Origin of the sequence: Rhodopseudomonas infernalis, from assembly GCF_022271405.1 — a bacterium.
GTDB lineage: Bacteria > Pseudomonadota > Alphaproteobacteria > Rhizobiales > Xanthobacteraceae > Rhodopseudomonas > Rhodopseudomonas infernalis.
In genome coordinates this window covers 94,569-113,479 of sequence record NZ_JAJNAL010000015.1, presented here as the reverse complement: position 1 = coordinate 113,479, position 18,911 = coordinate 94,569, and the positions used below count along the sequence as shown (strand labels likewise).

The window sequence follows — 18,911 nt, the reverse complement described above, 5'->3', positions numbered from 1 at the left end:
GGGGGGGGGGGCCCCCCCCCGCCCCCCCCCGCGAACCCGGAATCTGACCCGCGCACTGAACGAGATTCCGGGTTCGCTCGCTTCGCGAGCGCCCCGGAATGACGAACGAGAGGTGGGAAGCGGCCAACTTCACCGCTCCGTCAGTTTCAGTTCGATGCGGCGGTTGCGTTTGAAGGCGTCTTCGGTGTTGGCGCTGTCGAGCGGCTGGAATTCGGCGAAGCCGGCGGCAAGCAGGCGCTGCGCCGGGACACCGAGCGTGATCATGTACTGCACCACCGCGATGGCGCGGGCGCTCGACAATTCCCAGTTCGACTTGAAGGCGCCGGTGATCGGCCGCTTGTCGGTGTGGCCGTCGACCCGGATCACCCAGGGAATTTCCTCAGGAATTTTCTTGCCGATCTCCACCAGCGCCTGCGCGACCTTGTCGAGCTCGGCGCGGCCTTCGGGCAGCAGGATCGCCTGTCCGGTGTCGAAGAACACCTCGGACTGGAACACGAAGCGGTCGCCGACGATGCGGATGTCGGGCCGATCGCCGAGGATGGCGCGCAGCCGGCCGAAGAATTCCGAGCGGTAGCGCGACAGCTCCTGCACCCGCTGCGCCAGCGCTATGTTGAGGCGCGTGCCGAGATCGGCGATCCGGCCCTGGGATTCCTTGTCACGCTTCTCCGAGACGTCGAGCGCCTCTTCGAGCGCGGCGAGCTGACGGCGGAGCGCCGCGATCTGCTGGTTCAGCACCTCGACCTGCGCCAGCGCCCGCGCCGAAATCTGCTTCTCCGAATCCAGCGCCTTGCCGAGTTCGCCGGCGCGGCCGGCGGCGTCGCTGCCGGCGCCGGCGAGGCCGTCATACAGGCTCTTGACGCGGTCGCGTTCTCCTTCCGCGGCGGTGAGGCCGGCGCGGACCGTGGCCAGTTGCTCATCGAGATTGAGCTTGCCGAGCTTCTCGAGCGACAACAGGTCGTTGAGCTGCGCAATCCGCGCGTTGAGCTCCTGCAGCGCCTTGTCCTTGCCGGTCACCTCCTGGGACAGGAAGAACTGCACCACCAGAAACACCGACAACAGAAACACGATCGCCAGCACCAGCGTCGACAGCGCGTCGACAAAGCCCGGCCAATAGTTGAAGCCGCTCTCCTGCCGCCGTCCGCGCCCGAGCGCCATCAGCAGGCTCCTGTCGCGAGCATCGCGACCTGCACGGCGTGCTCCCTCGCGCCGATCAGGGGCCGCTTCCTCTCCCCGCATGCGGCGAGCTCCCTCGCCCCGCCCTTGCGGGGAGAGGGTTGGGGTGAGGGGCGACGCGGGCCCTGAGTCTCGGCCTCGCGGAGGCGCCCCCTCACCCGACCGGCTTCGCTGCGCTCTGCCGGTCGACCTCTCCCCGCACGCGGGGAGAGGTCGCGAAGTGCCTGGGGCTGATGTGCGGAGATGACCATCAGCTCTTCTCCCGCTGGCGCACCATGGTGGTCAGCAGTTCCTTGATCTCGCGGTTCTGCTCGCCCTGGGCGTCGGCCCATTCGCGGATCATCTGCTGCTCGTTGCGCATATGCGCGACGAGGTTTTGGATGGCGTCGGCGAGGTTGGCCATTGCCGCCGTGGTGGCGCGGTTGGCGCCGCCGTCTTCCATCGTCAGCCGCAGCCGTTCGATCGCGGTCTGCAGTTCGGCGCTGCCGGTGGCCGTGGCTTCCGGCGTCACGCCGCGCACCGTCGAGGCCAGCCAGTCTTCGAGGTCGGTGTAGAACCGGTTCTGCGCCTGGCTCGACTGCAGATCGAGGAAGCCGAGGATCAGCGAGCCGGCGAGGCCGAACAGCGACGACGAGAACGAGATGCCCATGCCGCCGAGCGGCGCGGCGAGGCCCTCCTTCAGCGTGTCGAACAGCGAGCCGGCGTCGCCCGTCACCTTGAGCCCGCTGATCACCCCGCCGATCGAGCCGACGGTTTCGATCAGGCCCCAGAACGTGCCCAGCAGGCCGAGGAACACCAGCAGGCCCGTCATGTAGCGCGAGATGTCGCGCGCTTCGTCGAGCCGGGTCGCGATCGAATCGAGCAGGTGCCGCATGATCTGCGGCGACACCGCGATCCGGCCGTTGCGCTCGCCGCCGAGCATCGCCGCCATCGGCGCCAGCAGGGTCGGGCGGCGGTCGAGCGCGAGGCCCGGATCGGCGCGGCGGAAATTATTGACCCAGGCGACCTCGGGATACAGCCGGATCACCTGCCGGAACGCCAGCACGATGCCGATCGCCAGCACAGCCAGGATCAGCGCGTTGAGCCCCGGATTGGCGAGGAATGCCGCGACCGCCTGCTTGTACAGCACCACGGCGACTAGCCCGCACAGCACCAGGAAGACCAGCATCCGAACCAGGAATATCCGCGGCGACGACAGCTTGGTGAGTTCGATCTCCATCGCCGAGCGGGAAGAGGGGCCAGATGCCATCGTGCGTTCGATCTCCGGTTTGCCGGAAGCGGCTGTTTCCACCAATATGGCACAGTGCGACGCGGAAGAAAGGCTTAGCAGAGGTTTTCCGCTACAGCTCTACCGCTGCGCGGCGTCGGATCTGGGTGATGAAACCGGATGTTCGGCGCGACCGTATGTCGGCTGCGTGGCGCAGGGATGAATGGACCATCGATGACAGTTTTATATCTGGAAGCTCTCGTGGCGATCGCGGTTGCGCTCGGCGTGCTGATGGCCGGCGCCTGGCTGGTGCAGCAGAAAACCGGCAATTCCGGCTGGGTCGACACCATCTGGACCTTTTCGCTCGGCCTCACCGGCGCGGCCGCGGCGCTGTGGCCGGTGGAGGGCGCTGCGCCGAACGCGCGGCAATGGCTGGTCGCGGCGCTGGTGGTGGCGTGGTCGGTGCGGCTCGGCTCGCACATCGCGGCGCGCACCCGGCACATCACCGACGATCCGCGCTACGCTGCCTTCGCCAAGGACTGGGGCGCCGATGCGCCGAAGAAGATGTTCGTGTTCCTGCAACAGCAGGCCTATGGCTCGGTGCCGCTGGTGTTCGCGATCTTCGTCGCCGCCCGCGCCCCGGCCGGCCCGCTGCGGCTGCAGGACTGGCTCGGCCTATTGATCCTCGCGATCGGCATAGCTGGCGAGGGGCTGGCCGACTCCCAGCTCAAGGCGTTCCGCGACAATCCCGCCAACAAGGGCAAGGTCTGCGACGCCGGACTGTGGCGCTGGTCGCGGCATCCGAACTACTTCTTCCAGTGGTTCGGCTGGCTCAGCTATCCGGTGATCGCGATCGTCTTCGCCGATCCGCTGTCCTATCCGTGGGGCTTCGCGGCACTGCTGGCGCCGCTGTTCATGTACTGGATCCTGGTCCACGTCACCGGCATCCCGCCGCTCGAGGAGCAAATGCTCAAATCGCGCGGCGAGCGTTATAAGGCGTACCAGGCGCGGACCAGCAAATTCTTTCCGTTGCCGCCCGGAGGCTGAGCCGGCTCATGAGCTTCGTATCTTCGATCATCGGCGTCGCCGAGCGCGTGCCGCTGCCGGATGCGGTGATCCGCACCGGCATCCAGCGGCTGTGCGCCCGCACCGCCGCCAAGCTGGCTGAAGGCAACGAGGCGGCCGACGCCGCCTTCGCCCGCGAGATGGCGTCGCGCGCCGTGGCCGAACACACCGACGCGGCCAACGCCCAGCACTACGAGGTGCCGGCCGCGTTCTTCGGCAAGGTGCTGGGGCCGAACCGCAAGTACTCGTCGTGCTTCTATCGCGATGCCGACACCAAGCTGGCGCAGGCCGAAGACGAAGCGCTGCGGCTGACGATGGAGCACGCCGACCTGCGCGACGGCCAGTCGATCCTCGAGCTCGGCTGCGGCTGGGGTTCGCTGTCGCTGGCGATGGCGCGGCAGCTGCCGAACGCCCGCATCGTCGCGGTGTCGAATTCCGCCTCGCAGCGGCACTACATCGAAAGCGAGGCGGCGGCGCGCGGGCTTCCCAATCTGCGGGTGATCACCTGCGACATGAACGCGTTCGAGCCGGACGACAAATTCGACCGCATCGTCTCGGTCGAAATGTTCGAGCACATGATGAACTGGCGCAAGCTGCTCGGCCGGATCCGCGGTTGGTTAAATCCGGGCGGGCTGTTCTTCATGCACATCTTCACCCATCGCAGCGGCGCCTATCTGTTCGACCGTGCCGACCGCGACGACTGGATCGCGCAGCATTTCTTCACCGGCGGCGTGATGCCGAGCCACAAGCTGATCCGCCAATACGGCGATCTGTTCACCATCGACGAGCAATGGCGCTGGAGCGGTCGGCACTATCAGCGGACCGCCGAGGACTGGCTGACCAATTTCGACAAGCATACGACCGAGATCGAAACCATCCTGCGCCCGGTGTACGGCGACGACACCGCGCTGTGGATGCGGCGCTGGCGCTGGTTCTTCCTCGCGACCTCCGGTCTGTTCGGCTACGCCGATGGCGACGAGTGGGGTGTCAGTCACTACCGGCTGAAGCCGGTGTGACCAGCGAAGGCCCGTTCACCAGCTCTGCGACAGATTGACGTCGGTGCACGGCTTTTCACGATGCAGTGAAGTGCTTCCTCGTGGTGTGACGAGCAGAAAATTCCCCTTAACGATCAGCTAACTACATGAGACTAATCATTCCGATCCGGCGGCTGCGCCGGTTCGGAATTGATCCGGCGCAATGCAGCCGGCGGTACCCGCGTCTAGTTTTCCGGCTCAACAACGGCAGGAGATTGGCGTGTATCTCGCTTCGCTTGGTTCGCTTGTGTTGTTCCTGGCCTGTGCGGTTCCGGCCGCACTGATCGCGTATCTGGTTCTCGACGACATTCGGCAGAGGTTGTTTCGGCGCGCGCAGGTGCGGCAGCCGGAGCCTGTGAGTGTGCCTGCGCCGGTGCGGCCGTCGCGGTCCGGCTGGTTCGCCTGGGCGAATTCCTGATCTCGCATAACGCGGCGCACCCGCCGCGACCCAACGGGTGCAACTCATCAACCACCACAGTGAGGATGAAGCCTTGACCATTGTTGCCTTGATCGCTGCGATCTACGTGCTGGTCGGCCTGATTGGCCTCGTTGCACTGGTCTATGGCGGACGCGAAATGGTGTCCGAGACCGCGCGCTGGAAGCGTTTCGACGACGCGCACTACTGGGACGACGCCGCCGAAGACTGGCGTCCCCACGACCATCTCGCGGGCCAGGCGCGCTGACTCAGCGCCGATGTCGGGACATGAAGTCCCGGCTTATGCGATAAATGCCGGCATCCATCTTATCAGGTGGGTGCCGGTTCCTTTTCGGGGCCGTCCGCCACGAACTCCAGAATGTCGCCGGGCTGGCAGTCGAGTGCCACGCAGATCCGCTCCAGCGTGTCGAAGCGGATGCCCTTCACCTTTCCTGATTTCAGCAGTGAGACATTCTGCTCGGTGATGCCGATGCGCTCGGCCAGCTCCTTCGAGCGCATCTTGCGCCGCGCCAGCATGACGTCGAGATTGACCACGATCGCCATCGGCTACACGAAGCTCGCGTTCTCGTCGGCGAGCCGCGTCGCCTCGCGCATCACCGCGGCGACTGCGATCAGTACGCCGCCGACGATCACCGAGATGTAGTCGTTGCTGGAGAAGGTCAGCACCAGCATCCGTTGATCCGGCGGGTTGCCGAGCGACAGCACGAGCGCCAGTGCGGTCGCGGTCACTGGGCCAAGCGCTCCCTGCGCCGCCACCGCGATGCCGAAGCGCTGCAGATGCGTGGCCGTCGCCGCCGTGAAGACGCGCCCGCGCGCAAAGTCACCGAACAGCGCGCGCACATTCAACAGTCCCCACACCAGCACGGCCACCGGCACCGCGATGATGATCGCGGCCAGCGCCTGATTGCCGGCGTCGAGTGGCAGCCGCGCGCCGACGTCGCCGAGCTTCGTCAGCAGCAGATTGCGGGTCCAGCTCTGGAAGATGAAGGAGGCGCCGAGCAGGCCGACGATCAGCACGATTCCACCCGTCGTGACCCACTGCATCGCGCGCGACAGCCGCACCGCGGCCGAGCCGTTCGGCTCCGTCGCGGACGTCGAGGAAGGGGCTTGCATTGGGGAACTCCATCATCTATTTCGAGATGAAATTATTGTAAAGCAATAATTTATCATCGTCAAGGTAGGATGAGCGTCATGCGCTTCCCGGCTCTGTCCCAACTCACCGCCGCCGCCCTTCTGGCGCTCGGCACTCTGACCGCCTGCAGCTCCGTTCCGGTGACGTCGATGGTCCGACTCGCGCGCACCGATCTGTCGGCGACCGATCCGGCCGCGCTGCGCATCGCCGTGCGCCTGCCGCAGGGCCTGCGGCCGCGTCGCGTGACGCTTCGGATCACCGTGACGGTCGGGGCCGAAAAGCGCGAGCAGGCCTTCGTGCTGGGTGATCTCGACGATCCCGCCGAATTGCTGTCACTGGCGGGCGAGGTGACGAAGGACACCACGATCTATGCTTTCCGGATCGAACCGGCGGACGTGCCCCGTGTGCTGGCGGTGCGCGACGAGATGGCCGCCCACAAGGCGAAGGGCGAGCGCGGGTCGCTGGCGCTCGGCGTCGGCGCCGAAGCGTGCCGCACCGGTGCGCTGCCGGCCACAACGCTGATCACCACCTATCTCAAGACCGAGCGCACCGGCGACTTCTTCCCGCTGACGCGCGATGTCGATCTGCGCAAGGACGTGCCGAAAGAAGCCGTGCCCGAAAGGATCCCGCTGTGCGGCTGAGGCGCTGGCAGCCTAACCTGTCCCCGCGCGCGGGGAGAGGTCGACCGGCGAAGCCGGGCGGGTGAGGGGGCTTCTCCGCGAGTCTGAGCGTCTCGGCATCGTCATCGACTGCAGCTTGTCGAAATCAAAGCCGCGCTCGGCAGCGCGGAGACGCCCCCTCATCCCACCCTTCTCCCCGCACGCGGGGAGAAGGAGCAGGCTGTGCATCGAAGGGGCTCATCAACTCTTCGGACAAGTCGGCGGCGTGTCGTCGGACCATTCCGGCGCGGATAATTCGAGGTCGTCGAGGCCGAGCAGGCCGATCGCGCGCAGCGCGATGTGGTCGATCATCTCGCTGATCGAGCGCGGCCGCTGATAGAACGCCGGCGAGATCGGCGCGACGATGCCGCCGATCTCGGTGACCTGCGCCATGCTGCGGATATGCCCGAGATGCAGCGGCGTCTCGCGCAGCATCAGCACCAGGCGGCGGCGCTCCTTGAGCTGCACGTCGGCGGCGCGGATCAGCAGGTTGTCGAGATTGCCCGAGGCGATCGCCGACAGCGTGCGGATCGAGCACGGCGCCACGATCATGCCGCTGGTCCGGAACGAACCCGACGCGATGCTGGCGCCGACGTCGTTGAAGTCGTGATGACGCTCGACGATCTCGATCGTATGTTCGAGCGCCTTCGGCCCGACCTCGTAGGCGATGGTGCGCTCCGCGGCGGCCGAGACGACGAGGTGAATCTCGCAGTCGGTGGTGGCGAGTAGTTCGACGACCCGCAGGCCGACCGCGGCGCCCGATGCGCCGCTGATGCCGACAACGATGCGGCGCGGCGCGCTCATCGCAGCAGCCTGCGCGGCGCCGCGGACGGCGTCGGCGCGGGGCTGAGGCCGAGGCTGGTCCACATCGCGTCGACCCGCGCGATCACGTCCTTGTCCATCTCCAGCACCTTGCCCCATTCGCGTTCGGTCTCGGTGCCGATCTTGTTGGTGGCGTCGATCCCCAATTTGCCGCCGAGGCCGGATTTCGGCGAGGCGAAATCGAGGTAATCGATCGGCGTGTCGCTGATCGACACCATGTCGCGCGAGGTGTCGCAGCGCGTCGAGACCGCCCACATCACGTCCGCCCATTCGCGGACGTCGACGTCGTCGTCGACGATGATCAGCAGCTTGGTGTAGCTGAACTGCGGCAGCATCGACCACAGCCCCATCATCAGCCGCCGCGCCTGGCCGGGATAGCGTTTCTTGATCGACGCCACCGCGATCCGGTACGAGCACGCTTCCGGCGGCAGCCACAGATCGACGATCTCGGGGAATTGCCGCCGCGCCACCGGCAGGAAGACGTCGTTGAACGCTTCGCCGAGCCGCGACGGCTCGTCCGGCGGCCGGCCCGTGTAGGTCGACAGATAGATCGGGTTGCGCCGCATCGTGATCGCGGTGATCCGCATCACCGGAAATTCCTCGACCGCGTTGTAGTAGCCGGTGTGATCGCCGTAGGGGCCTTCCGGCGCGGTCTCGGTCGGCGACACGAATCCTTCCAGCACGATCTCGGCGTCGGCCGGCACGCTCAGCGGAATCGACACGCAAGAGGTCAGGCTCGGCCGCTCACCGCTCAAGAGCCCGGCGAACTTGATCTCCGACACGGTCTCCGGCAGGGGCAGCACCGCGGAGAGGATCATCGACGGATCGGCGCCGATCACGATCGCCACCGGCATGTCGCGACCCGCCGCCTTCCACTGATGATGATGCTTGGCGCCGCCGCGATGCGCCAGCCAGCGCATGATCAGACGATCCTTGCCCAGCACCTGCATCCTATAGACGCCGACATTGTCGGTGCCGCCCGCGCCGGGGGCCGGCTTGGTGAACACCAGTCCCCAGGTGATCAGCGGCGCCGGCTCGCCCGGCCAGGGAATCTGAATCGGCAGCCGGCCGAGATCGACCGCATCGCCGGTCAGCACGACATCCTGCACCGGCGCCGACTTGGCGACCTTCGGCCGCATCGCCAGCGCGGCTTTGGCCATCGGCAGTTTGCTCAGCGCGTCGGTAAGGCTCTGCGGCGGCGCCGGCTCGCGCATTTCGGCGAGCGCTTCGCCGAGCCGCGAGAGATTTTCCGGCAGGATGCCGAGCCCCCAGGCGACGCGCTCGACGGTGCCGAACAGATTGACCAGGATCGGCATCTGCGACGGCGTGCCGTCGGCCTTGATCGGGTTTTCGATCAGCAGCGCCGGGCCGCCGGCGTGCAGCACGCGGCGATGAATTTCGGTGAGGTCGTGGACCACCGACACCGGCTTGCGGATGCGGTGCAACTGACCGCGGGATTCCAGATAGGCGGTGAAAGCGCGGAGGTCCGGGAAGGGCGGTTTGACGCGGCTGAGCATGGTGTCTCCGTGCGGACACCTTCTGGTCAGCATCTGCGATCGGACCTGTCTTTGATCAGGCGCAAAGAAGTACCGGCGGGACCGTTTAAACGAATGGTTCCTCATAAGGTGGCCCATGTCGGTATCCAATTCGTCCGTCTCCAGGATGCCCGCGCCGCTTGCCCTCGCAACGCGGGTTCTGCCGCTGTTGCCCCTGCAGGTGTTGCTCGGCATTTGCCTGCGGGAAATCCGCAGTCGGCATCCCCGCATCTTCGATCGTCTCGGCACGCACACCGGCAAGCGCTACGGCCTCGCGCCGACCGATCTGCCGCTCGCCTTCGTGCTCGAGCCGCGGCGGATGAACCCGCGCGTCACGGTGGTGCGCACGCTGCCGTCGAATATCGACGCGCGGATCGCCGGGCCGCTGTCGGCGCTGATCGGCATGACCGACGGTTCCTATGACGGCGACGCGCTGTTCTTCTCGCGCGACATCGAGATCGACGGCGACATGGAAGCCGTCGTGGCGCTGCGCAACGCGATCGACGATTCCCGTGTCGATTTCCTCAAGGAGTCGGTGGCGTGGTTCGGCCCGCTGGCGGCCCCGATCGAACGAATTCTGCGCAGCCTGGTGGGCGCGCAGCCGACGTACCGTGAAGAGATGGGCGCCACCGGCAGAGGTTAGAGCATGGAACTGATTTGTCCCGCGGGCACACCCGCGGCGCTGCACGATGCCGTCGCCGCCGGTGCCGACGCGATCTATTGCGGCTTCAATGACGAGACCAACGCGCGCAACTTCCCGGGGCTGAATTTCAGCCGCGAGGAGATGCGGGAGTCGATCGCGCACGCGCATCGCTACGGCGTCACCGTGCTGGTGGCGATCAACACGTTCGCGCGCGCCGGCAATGTCGAGCTGTGGCAGCGCGCTGTGGACGATGCGGTCGAGGCGGAGGCCGATGCGCTGATCCTCGCCGATGTCGGCGTGATGGATTACTGCGCGCGGACGCATCCGCAACAGCGGCTGCACGTCTCGGTGCAGGCCGCGGCCGCGAATGCCGACTCGATCAAATTCTACGTCGACAGCTTCAACGCCAAGCGCGTGGTGCTGCCGCGGGTGCTGAGCGTGCAGGAGATCGCGGCGATCACCAAAGAGGTGAACTGCGAGACCGAAGTGTTCATCTTCGGCGGGCTGTGCGTGATGGAGGAAGGCCGCTGCTCGCTGTCGTCCTACGCCACCGGCAAGTCGCCCAACATGGACGGGGTCTGTTCGCCCGCTGCGGCGATCCAGTATCGCGAACATAACGGCGCGCTGGTGTCGCGGCTCGGCGAATTCACCATCAACAAATTCGCCAAGGGCGAAGCGGCGGCCTATCCGACGCTGTGCAAGGGCCGTTACCAGACCGACGAGGGCTGCGGCTATCTGTTCGAAGACCCGGCCTCGCTCGACGCCACCACGATGCTGCCGGATCTGCGCGCCGCCGGCGTCGCGGCGCTGAAGATCGAAGGCCGCCAGCGCGGCCGCGCCTATATCGAGCGCGTCGTGAAGACCTTCAAGGAAGTGCTGAGCGCAATGGACGAAGGCCGGCCGCTCCCGGTCGACGCGCTGCGCGGCCTCACCGAAGGCCAGTCGACCACCACCGGCGCCTACAAGAAGACTTGGCGCTAGGATCCTGGCGCTCACAGCTCCGGCGCTTCGCGCGCCGGCGATCACTCACGCAGCGAGGCGTATCATGCAACTCACCCTCGGACCGGTGCTGTTCAACTGGAAACCGGAAGAGTGGCGCGACTTCTATTTCCGCATCGCCGACGAAGCGCCCGTCGACACCGTGGTGGTCGGCGAGGTGGTGTGCTCGAAGCGCTCGCCGTTCCTCGATCCGCACATTCCCGCGGTGGTCGAGCGCCTCGCGGCGGCCGGCAAGACCGTGCTGATGGGATCGCTGACGCTGATGTCGCTCCCGCGCGAGCGCAAGGCGATGACCGAGCTCGCCGGCGACGACAGCTTCACCATGGAGGTGAACGATCTCACCTGCCTCGGCATGATCGGCGGCAAGCCGCATGCGATCGGCCCGTTCGTCAACATCTACAACGAGGCGACCGCCACGTATTTCGCGACGCGCGGCGCGACGCGGATCTGCCTGCCGCCCGAACTGCCGCTGTCCGCGATCCGCGCCATCGCGCGCTCGCAGCCGGAGGTGACGTTCGAGGTGTTCGCGTTCGGCCGTGTGCCGCTGGCGATCTCGGCGCGCTGCTATCACGCCCGCCTCAACAAGCTGTCGAAGGACAATTGCAAATTCGTCTGCGACCAGGACCCCGACGGCCTCGCGGTCACGACGCTCGATGACGAACCATTTTTGGCGATGAACGGCGTGCAGACGCTGTCCTACACCTGCGCCAGCCTGCTCGGCGACATCGACAAGCTCCGCGATGCCGGCGTCGGCGCGCTGCGCCTGTCGCCGCAGCAATGCGACATGGTGGCGGTGGCCAAGCTGTTCCGCGACGTGGTGGACGGCAAGGTGAGCGCATCCGACGCCACCGCGAAGCTGTCGGCGATCTACCCGCTGAAACAGTCCAACGGCTTCCTCTACGCCAAGCCCGGTGCGGCCTTCGTCACCGACAGCGGCGACGTGCGCAGGATCGTGCCGGCGGCGTGACCCTCGTCATCCTCCGCGAAAGCGGATCCAGTACGGCGTTGCGCTGAGTGCTAAAGCGAAGCCCTGGCATACTGGTCGTCCGCCTTCGCGGGCGATGACGGTTAGCTTGTGGCGCGTGGCCGTAGGGTGGGCAAAGGCGCGCAGCGCCGTGCCCACGCGTGGTGCGATCGATCATTGAACGACATCACGCGAAGACGACATCACCAGAAAGACGTGGGCACGCTTCGCTTTGCCCGCCCTACGGGGACCACGGAGACGCGGCTCGCGGCTCAGCTCAGCGGCTTGAGTACCTTCACCAGCGTGCTGTGGATCACTTCGTTGCCGGCGACGATGTCGCCTGTCTTGAGGACGTCGCCGCCGTTGATGTCGCCGACGGTGCCGCCGGCTTCGCGGATCATCACGATGCCGGCTGCGATGTCCCAGGGCGACAGATTGCGCTCCCAGAAGCCGTCGAAGCGGCCGGCCGCGACCGCCGCGAGGTCGAGCGAGGCGGTGCCGAAGCGGCGCAGGCCTGCGACCTTGGGCTGCAGCGCCATCATCTCGCGCTGGTTCTGGCCGAAGTCGCCGCGGCCCAGATGCGGCAGGCCGCAGCCGATCACGCAGTCATGGAGCTGGTTGCGATTGGCGACGCGCAGCCGCGAGTCGTTCAGGAACGCGCCCTTGCCGCGCTCGGCGATGTACAGCTCTTCGTTGGCGGGATTGTAGATCACGCCAGCGATCGGCGTTTCGTCGCGCACCAGCCCGATCGAGATCGCGAAATGCGGGATGCCGTGCAGGAAGTTGGTGGTGCCGTCGAGCGGATCGACGATCCAGGTGTGGCTCTTGTCGCTGCCTTCGCGATTGCCGCCTTCCTCGCCGATAAAGCCGTAGCCGGGCCGGGCCTTCGACAGGTCGTCGTACAGCATCTCCTCGGCGCGTTTGTCGGCGAGCGACACGAAGTTCGCCGGCCCCTTCAGCGACACCTGCAGGTTTTCGATTTCGCCGAAATCGCGCTTCAGGCTGCGGCCGGCGCGGCGCGCGGCTTTGACCATGACGTTGATGAGAGCAGAAGAGATCATGGCGGACTCGCGAGCGACCTGCGGCAGGTCTGACAGAGGAATTGCGGGGGATTGACGGGGCGAAGGGGTGCCCTGCGCGAGCCGCTGCGTCAAGCCTCGATCATCCGGCTGGTAGCCGGGATCGTCGATCCATCACTTGGCGCCGAGCCATTTCCGCGCGGCATCCTGGGCTTTGGCGCGGTCCTCGGCGCTGAGCTGCGCCTGCGCCTCGTCCAGCATGAGATCACCCTTGCCGGACGTCTTGGCGATCAGATGCCATTTGATCGCCTCGACCGGGTCGCGCGGCGCGCCCTGGCCGTTCAGCAGCACATGCGCCAGCCGGTTCTGGGCGATCGCGTTGTTGGCCCGCGCCGCCTTGCGCAGCAGCGCCACCGCCGCATACTCGTTCTTGGGTGTGCCGGTGCCGTTGTAGAGCGCGATGGCGTATTCGACCTCGGCGGCGACGTTGCCGGCGACCGAGGCGGCCTGCAGCAGCCGCACCGACTGCTCGACGTTCTTCTCGACCCCGGTGCCTTCCTTGTAGAAGGTCGCCAGCGCGTATTGGGCTTCGGGATTGCCGGCGTCGGCCGCCACCCGCAGCAGCTCGGCGGCGCGCTTGACGTCCTGCGGGAAGGTCTGGCCGTCGAGATACAGCAGCGCCAGATTATAGGCCGCCTTCGGCTCGCCGAGCTTGGCGGAGGACGCCAGCCATTTGGCCGCTTCCTCACGGTTCGCCGGGCCGCCGCCGCGGCCCGCCATGCGGGCCATCGCCAATGCGAACATCGCCTCTCGGTCGCCGAGATCCGCGGCGCGCCGGTACCACTCCACAGCCTTGTTGTAGTCACGCTTGGTGCCGAGCGCGTTGCCATAGAGCTCGCCCAGCATCGTCATCGCCTTGGGGTCGCCCAGTTCCTGGGCGCGCTTCATCGCCAGGTCGAAGGCGGTCTTGTAGAAGCCGCGCTGATACGCTCCGTAGACCAGATCGACATTCGGATCGTCGGGATTGGCCTCGGCGTCCGGCGTCGGCGCCTCCTTGCCGGCCTTGGCGGCTGGCTTCGCCGCCTTCTCCTTCTCGGCCGGCTGGGCGGCGGCCTTCGGCTTGGGCTTCGGCTTCTCCGGCTCAAGCGGCTTCGGGAACGGGTTGGGCGGCGCCGGGGTCAGCGACAATTGTGCCGACGCGCCGGTGGCGAGCAGCAACAAGGCCGCAGCGAGCGAAATCGGGCGTAGCAATGGCATCGATTATCCTTGGGCCGGCGTCGGCGCGGCGCCGGCCATCGCGAAGCCGCGCTTCAGGGCGGCTTCGGCCTCCGCCAAGGCGGCTGCTTCGGTTCCGGCAGCCTCCCAGACGAATTCGCCCACCAGGACGAAATCCGCTCCCGCGGCCGCAAAGGCTTCGACCTCGTCGATCGACGTCGCGGTGCCGACGCAGGGCGGCTCGAACAGCTCCGCCCACCAGTTCAGCCGCTCGGCAATCGCTTCTGTCGACGGCCGGGTGCCGTCGTCGGTCGGCTCGCCGAACAGCACATAGTCGGCGCCGGCTTCGCCTGCCATCATCGAGTCGTGCCGCGTTTCCAGGTGGCCGACCCCGGCGATGCGGGACGGCTGCAATTGCGGCAGCCATTCCTGCATCGCGGCGATGCCGCTGAGATGCGCGCCGTCGGCGCCGCCGCGCGCTACCAGATCGGCATGGCCGTCCAGCAGCAGCGCGGCGCCGGCCGTCTGCACCACGCCTGCCACCGCCTTGATCCGGCTGATCAGCGTCCGCGGATCCGACGGCGCGAGCCGCAGCAGCACCGCCGCGACATCGGCGGCGGCGAGCAGACGCGGCAGAACCGCCAGCATAGGAGCGGGATCATCCAGGACCGGCGTCGCGAGATAAAGGCGCGGCGCCGGGCGGGGCGGGGCAGGCTTGGCCATCTGGCTTATGCGGCCTTCTTGCTTTCGAGCGACGCGCTCCACTCGCCCTTGCTGGCGAGCGAGTTCATCTTGGCCCGATGGGTGAACGCAGCCTGGCCGGCCGCGACGTTGTCGACCTTGCCTGACCACGCCTTCTGCGGCGCGGCCTGCAGGGCGCGGCCGTACGAAAAGGTGAGGCCCCAGGGCAGGCCGCCGATCTTGTTCATGGCGTCGAGATGCGCGGTGGCTTCCTCGTCGGACTGGCCGCCCGACAGGAACGCGATGCCCGGCACCGCCGACGGCACGCACGACTTCAAGAGCTTCACGGTCTTCTCGGCGACTTCCTGCACGTCGGCCTTCTTGGCCGACTTCTTGCCGGCGACCGCCATGTTGGGCTTCAGGATCATGCCTTCGAGCGCGACGCGCTGGAAGTACAGCTGCTGGAAGGTCTCCTTCAGCACCCATTCGGTCACCTGGTAGCAGGTGTCGATATCATGGGAGCCGTCCATCAGCACTTCGGGCTCGACGATCGGCACGATCTGCGCCTGCTGGCACAGCGCCGCGTAGCGCGCCAGGGCATGCGCATTGGTCATGATCGCCGTATGGGTCGGGACGCCGTTCGCGGAATCGATATCGATCACCGCGCGCCACTTCGCGAAGCGGGCGCCCTGCTTGTAGTACTTGTCGAGCCGCTCGGCGAGCTTGTCGAGGCCGACCGTGATGGTCTCGCCGGGGCAGCCCGGCAGCTTCTGGGTGCCTTCGTCGACCTTGATGCCGGGAATGCTGCCGGCCTGCTCGATCAGCTTGACCAGCGGGGTGCCGTCGGCGGCGTTCTGCCAGATCGTCTCGTCGTACAGGATCACGCCCGAGATGTACTGGCTCATCGCTTCCTGGGAGCGGAACATCATCTCGCGATAGTCGCGGCGGTTGTTTTCGGTGGATTCCACGCCGATCACGTCGAAGCGCTTCTTGATGGTTCCGGAGGATTCGTCGGCCGCGAGGATGCCCTTACCGGGGGCGACCATCGCCCGGGCGATCTTGTTGAGGTCGGCGAGGTTCATCAATGTCTCTCCTTTGGGGTGTTTTTTAGGTTTTGTCGGCGAGGCAGGCTGGTCGCTAGGTCTTAGACAATGCCCAGGAAAATGGCGAGGGCGCGATTGACCGCGTTGATCTCGTCGGGGGCGAGGCGGCCGATGCGCCGACCGACCCGACGACGCGCCACAGCAGTGATCTTGTCCACCATGATCTGCGACAGTTGCAGGAGGCCGTTATCGGGGCTCGGCTCGACCGCAATGCGGATCACCGCGACATCCCGCAAATCCGTCGTGAGCGGCAAGACGGCGACTGAAGGAACCTCCTCGAAATCTTCAGTCTGGACGACGACGGCAGGTCTGGGTTTGCCGTAGTCGCCTTGCATCGCCACCAGAACGACGTCGCCTCGGGTCACTTCCAGCCTTCGGCGTCGTACCAGTCTTCAATTTCCGCAAGAATTTGTCGTTCGTGGGGATCGTTCTTGAGCACGAGGCATTGCCGCCGGATCTCGGCCCGAAATTCTGGCGACTTGTAATCTTCCGGAACCCAGATCGTCACTGGCTTGAGCCCTGTCGCCTTCATCTTCTCGCGATGGCGGCGGACGCGCTCGGCACTGGCGCTGCGCCCGTTTGCGGGGCCGCCGGGCACTGCGGGCGGACGCTTGGTCTTGGCAGACTTATCGACCTTCCTGTCCATCCGGATGGCTCCATCGGAAGCGTTACATGTAACGCAACATAGGCTCCGGACGGCGGGGCCGCAAGCCGGCGCTCGCGCGCCGGCTTGGTCGGGCCTTACTTCCCCCGCAGCACCTCGACGCCCGGCAGCGGCTTGCCTTCCATCCACTCCAGGAAGGCGCCGCCGGCGGTCGAGATGTAGGTGAAGTCGTCGGCCACGCCGGCGTGGTTGAGCGCCGCGACGGTGTCGCCGCCGCCCGCCACCGAGATCAGCTTGCCGGCCTTGGTGCGCTTGGCGGCATGCTTGGCGGCTTCGACGGTGCCCTTGTCGAACGGCGTCAGCTCGAACGCCCCGACCGGGCCGTTCCAGACCAGCGTGGCGGCATCGTCGATCGCCGCATGGATACGCTCGATCGAGCGCGGGCCGACATCGAGGATCATGGCGTCGGCCGGAATGGCGTCGAGCCCGTAAGCGAACGACGGCGCATAGGCCTCGAAGTGATACGCGACCGTGGCGTCGACCGGCAGGATGATGGCGCAGTTCGCCGCTTCGGCCTTGTTGAGGATCCGCAGCGCGGTCTCGGCCAGGTCCTTCTCGCACAGCGACTTGCCGACCTTGACGCCCTGGGCGTGCAGGAACGTGTTAGCCATGCCGCCGCCGATCACCAGCGCCTGCACCTTGGTGACGAGGTTTTCCAAAAGGTCGATCTTGCTCGACACCTTGGCGCCGCCGACGATCGCGATCACCGGCTTGGTCGGCGCATCGAGCGCCTTGCCGAGCGCGACCAGTTCGGCCTGCATGGTGCGGCCCGCATAGGCCGGCAGCTTGTGGCCGAGGCCTTCGGTGGTGGCGTGGGCGCGGTGCGCGGCCGAAAACGCGTCATTGACCCAGATGTCGCCGAGCTCGGCGAGCTTGGCCACGAAGGCCGGATCGTTCTTCTCTTCTTCCGGATGGAAGCGGGTGTTTTCCAGGCAAAGGATGTCACCATCCTTCATCGCGGCGATTGCTGTCGCTGCCGGCTCGCCGATGCAGTCCTCGGCAAAAGCGACGGGCTTCTTGATCACCGCGGCGAGCGCGGCCGCGACCGGCTTCAGCGAGTTCTTGTCGTCGTGCCCCTTCGGCCGGCCGAAATGTGCCAGCAGGATCACCCGGCCGCCCTTGCCGGCGATCTCCGTGATGGTCGGCGCCACGCGGTCGAGCCGCGTCGTGTCGGTGACCTTGCCGGCTTCCATCGGCACGTTGAGATCCACGCGCAGAAGGACGCGTTTGCCTTTGACGTCGACGTCATCGAGGGTGCGGAATGAATTGGTCATGATGAACCCTGTGCGTGGGGCCCATCCTTCGAGACGCCTCGCTGCGCTCGGCTGCTCAGGATGAGGGTTTCGAAAGCGGCGAGGAGAAAACCTCCTCGCGCCGTGTCATCGTCCTCATGGTGAGAAGCGGGCGACAGCCCGCGTCCCGATCCATGAGTTCACAAGTAATAAATCGTCAGATCAGCTTGCTCATCGCCACGGCGGTATCGGCCATGCGGTTCGAGAAGCCCCATTCGTTGTCGTACCAGGACATCACCCGCACCAGCGTGCCGTTCTGCACCTTGGTCTGGTCCATGTGGAAGGTGGACGAGTGCGGATCGTGGTTGAAGTCGATCGAGACGTTGGGCGCGAAGGTGTAGCCGAGGATGCCCTTGAGCTGCTGATCGGCGGCGCGCTTGATCGCGTCGTTGATCTCTTCCTTCGTGGTCGCCTTCTTGGCGATGATCTTGAGGTCGACCACCGAGACGTTCGGGGTCGGCACGCGGATCGCGACGCCGTCGAGCTTGCCCTTCAGTTCGGGCAGCACCAGGCCGATCGCCTTTGCGGCGCCGGTCGAGGTCGGGATCATCGACATCGCAGCGGCGCGGCCGCGGTAGAGATCCTTGTGCATCGTGTCCAGCGTCGGCTGGTCGCCGGTATAGGCGTGGATCGTCGTCATGAAGCCGGTCTCGATGCCGACGGTGTCGTTCAGCACCTTGGCGACCGGGGCCAAACAGTTCGTGGTGCACGAGCCGTTCGAGACGACGAGGTGATCCTTGGTCAGCGTCTCGTGGTTGACGCCATAGACGATGGTCGCATCGGCGCCGTCCGACGGCGCAGACACCAGCACGCGCTTGGCGCCGGCGGTCAGCAGCGCAGCCGCCTTGTCGCGCGCGGTGAAGATGCCGGTGCATTCCAGCGCGATGTCGACGCCGACGTCCTTGTAGGGAAGCTTCGAAGGATCGCGCTCGGCCGTCACCTTGATCTTGCCGCGGCCGATATCGATGGTGTCGCCGTCGACCTTGACTTCGAACGGAAAGCGGCCGTGCACCGAGTCGAAGCGCAGCAGATGGGCGTTGGTCTCGACCGGACCGAGATCGTTGATCGCAACGACTTCGATGTCCTTACGGCCGGACTCGTAGATCGCCCGCAGAACGTTGCGGCCGATACGGCCAAACCCATTGATCGCGACCCGGACTGCCATCCAATTTCTCCTCGGTGCCAATGATACTCAATTGTTATGGGGAGAGGGGGCCTCCCCGTACTTGCGCGGTGTCATGCCCTGAATGCACCGCAGTTGCAATGCG

Annotated in this window: 22 protein-coding genes; 8 read left to right on the top strand and 14 right to left on the bottom strand. The window is 66.4% G+C overall.

Annotation, left to right across the window (positions count from 1 at the left end; genetic code table 11):
- Positions 1–129 precede the first annotated feature (129 nt).
- Positions 130–1,155 (bottom strand): peptidoglycan -binding protein, encoded by a 1,026-nt coding sequence (locus LPW26_RS12655; protein ID WP_238735664.1) that lies wholly within the window; start codon positions 1,153–1,155, stop codon positions 130–132.
- 268 nt (positions 1,156–1,423) lie between these two features.
- A complete protein-coding gene (locus tag LPW26_RS12650) occupies positions 1,424–2,422 on the bottom strand; it encodes a flagellar motor protein MotA (protein WP_238735662.1) in 999 nt (332 codons plus the stop codon).
- A 192-nt stretch (positions 2,423–2,614) separates the two neighbouring features.
- Between LPW26_RS12650 and LPW26_RS12645 the strand changes: the two genes are divergently transcribed.
- From LPW26_RS12645 to LPW26_RS12630, 4 genes are all read left to right on the top strand, one after another.
- On the top strand, positions 2,615–3,427 hold the full coding sequence (locus tag LPW26_RS12645) for a DUF1295 domain-containing protein (protein WP_238735660.1): 813 nt from the start codon (positions 2,615–2,617) through the stop codon (positions 3,425–3,427).
- 8 nt (positions 3,428–3,435) lie between these two features.
- Positions 3,436–4,461, top strand: coding sequence for an SAM-dependent methyltransferase (locus LPW26_RS12640; RefSeq protein WP_238735658.1), 1,026 nt, complete (start codon positions 3,436–3,438; stop codon positions 4,459–4,461).
- Between the two features lie 238 nt (positions 4,462–4,699).
- A complete protein-coding gene (locus LPW26_RS12635; RefSeq protein ID WP_238735656.1) occupies positions 4,700–4,897 on the top strand; it encodes a hypothetical protein in 198 nt (65 codons plus the stop codon).
- Between the two features lie 73 nt (positions 4,898–4,970).
- A complete protein-coding gene (locus tag LPW26_RS12630) occupies positions 4,971–5,162 on the top strand; it encodes a hypothetical protein (protein ID WP_238735654.1) in 192 nt (63 codons plus the stop codon).
- A gap of 62 nt (positions 5,163–5,224) precedes the next feature.
- On the opposite strand, the gene LPW26_RS12625 is transcribed toward LPW26_RS12630, so the two are convergent.
- Positions 5,225–5,458 carry a helix-turn-helix domain-containing protein gene (locus LPW26_RS12625; protein WP_238735653.1) on the bottom strand — a complete coding sequence of 78 codons (234 nt, stop codon included), beginning with the start codon at positions 5,456–5,458 and terminating at the stop codon, positions 5,225–5,227.
- 3 nt (positions 5,459–5,461) lie between these two features.
- Positions 5,462–6,028: a DUF2975 domain-containing protein gene (locus tag LPW26_RS12620; RefSeq protein ID WP_238735652.1), complete on the bottom strand. Its 567-nt coding sequence runs from the start codon at positions 6,026–6,028 to the stop codon at positions 5,462–5,464.
- Between the two features lie 78 nt (positions 6,029–6,106).
- Between LPW26_RS12620 and LPW26_RS12615 the strand changes: the two genes are divergently transcribed.
- The gene (locus tag LPW26_RS12615) at positions 6,107–6,688 is read left to right on the top strand and encodes a hypothetical protein (RefSeq protein ID WP_238735651.1); all 582 of its coding nucleotides are present in this window, start codon (positions 6,107–6,109) and stop codon (positions 6,686–6,688) included.
- Between the two features lie 219 nt (positions 6,689–6,907).
- Here the strand turns inward: LPW26_RS12615 and LPW26_RS12610 are convergent, their stop codons facing one another.
- Complete coding sequence (locus tag LPW26_RS12610) at positions 6,908–7,510, bottom strand: UbiX family flavin prenyltransferase (RefSeq protein WP_238735650.1); 603 nt, start codon at positions 7,508–7,510, stop codon at positions 6,908–6,910.
- A complete protein-coding gene (locus LPW26_RS12605; protein ID WP_238735649.1) occupies positions 7,507–9,045 on the bottom strand; it encodes a UbiD family decarboxylase in 1,539 nt (512 codons plus the stop codon). Before LPW26_RS12605 ends, LPW26_RS12610 begins: the two co-directional genes overlap by 4 nt.
- A 115-nt stretch (positions 9,046–9,160) precedes the next feature.
- Here LPW26_RS12605 and ubiT point away from each other — a divergent pair, with 115 nt between their 5' ends.
- The 3 genes from ubiT to ubiV all read left to right on the top strand — a co-directional run bounded on the left by ubiT (position 9,161) and on the right by ubiV (position 11,672).
- Positions 9,161–9,706 carry a ubiquinone anaerobic biosynthesis accessory factor UbiT gene (gene ubiT / locus LPW26_RS12600; RefSeq protein ID WP_238735648.1) on the top strand — a complete coding sequence of 182 codons (546 nt, stop codon included), beginning with the start codon at positions 9,161–9,163 and terminating at the stop codon, positions 9,704–9,706.
- A 3-nt stretch (positions 9,707–9,709) separates the two neighbouring features.
- Complete coding sequence (ubiU, locus tag LPW26_RS12595) at positions 9,710–10,687, top strand: ubiquinone anaerobic biosynthesis protein UbiU (protein WP_238735647.1); 978 nt, start codon at positions 9,710–9,712, stop codon at positions 10,685–10,687.
- 64 nt (positions 10,688–10,751) lie between these two features.
- Positions 10,752–11,672 (top strand): ubiquinone anaerobic biosynthesis protein UbiV, encoded by a 921-nt coding sequence (gene ubiV / locus LPW26_RS12590; RefSeq protein WP_238735645.1) that lies wholly within the window; start codon positions 10,752–10,754, stop codon positions 11,670–11,672.
- A 269-nt stretch (positions 11,673–11,941) separates the two neighbouring features.
- Here the strand turns inward: ubiV and LPW26_RS12585 are convergent, their stop codons facing one another.
- The 8 genes from LPW26_RS12585 to gap form a co-directional block, all read right to left on the bottom strand.
- Complete coding sequence (locus LPW26_RS12585; RefSeq protein ID WP_238735643.1) at positions 11,942–12,730, bottom strand: inositol monophosphatase family protein; 789 nt, start codon at positions 12,728–12,730, stop codon at positions 11,942–11,944.
- Between the two features lie 132 nt (positions 12,731–12,862).
- Positions 12,863–13,945 (bottom strand): SEL1-like repeat protein, encoded by a 1,083-nt coding sequence (locus LPW26_RS12580; protein ID WP_238735641.1) that lies wholly within the window; start codon positions 13,943–13,945, stop codon positions 12,863–12,865.
- A 3-nt stretch (positions 13,946–13,948) separates the two neighbouring features.
- Positions 13,949–14,626 carry a thiamine phosphate synthase gene (locus tag LPW26_RS12575; RefSeq protein ID WP_238735639.1) on the bottom strand — a complete coding sequence of 226 codons (678 nt, stop codon included), beginning with the start codon at positions 14,624–14,626 and terminating at the stop codon, positions 13,949–13,951.
- A gap of 5 nt (positions 14,627–14,631) precedes the next feature.
- Complete coding sequence (locus tag LPW26_RS12570) at positions 14,632–15,666, bottom strand: class I fructose-bisphosphate aldolase (RefSeq protein WP_238735637.1); 1,035 nt, start codon at positions 15,664–15,666, stop codon at positions 14,632–14,634.
- A gap of 62 nt (positions 15,667–15,728) precedes the next feature.
- On the bottom strand, positions 15,729–16,052 hold the full coding sequence (locus tag LPW26_RS12565; RefSeq protein ID WP_238735635.1) for a type II toxin-antitoxin system PemK/MazF family toxin: 324 nt from the start codon (positions 16,050–16,052) through the stop codon (positions 15,729–15,731).
- Positions 16,049–16,333 carry an antitoxin MazE family protein gene (locus tag LPW26_RS12560; protein ID WP_238735633.1) on the bottom strand — a complete coding sequence of 95 codons (285 nt, stop codon included), beginning with the start codon at positions 16,331–16,333 and terminating at the stop codon, positions 16,049–16,051. Before LPW26_RS12560 ends, LPW26_RS12565 begins: the two co-directional genes overlap by 4 nt.
- Before the next feature lie 95 nt (positions 16,334–16,428).
- Positions 16,429–17,625 (bottom strand): phosphoglycerate kinase, encoded by a 1,197-nt coding sequence (locus LPW26_RS12555; RefSeq protein ID WP_238735631.1) that lies wholly within the window; start codon positions 17,623–17,625, stop codon positions 16,429–16,431.
- A gap of 175 nt (positions 17,626–17,800) precedes the next feature.
- Complete coding sequence (gap, locus tag LPW26_RS12550; protein WP_238735629.1) at positions 17,801–18,808, bottom strand: type I glyceraldehyde-3-phosphate dehydrogenase; 1,008 nt, start codon at positions 18,806–18,808, stop codon at positions 17,801–17,803.
- Positions 18,809–18,911 lie beyond the last annotated feature (103 nt).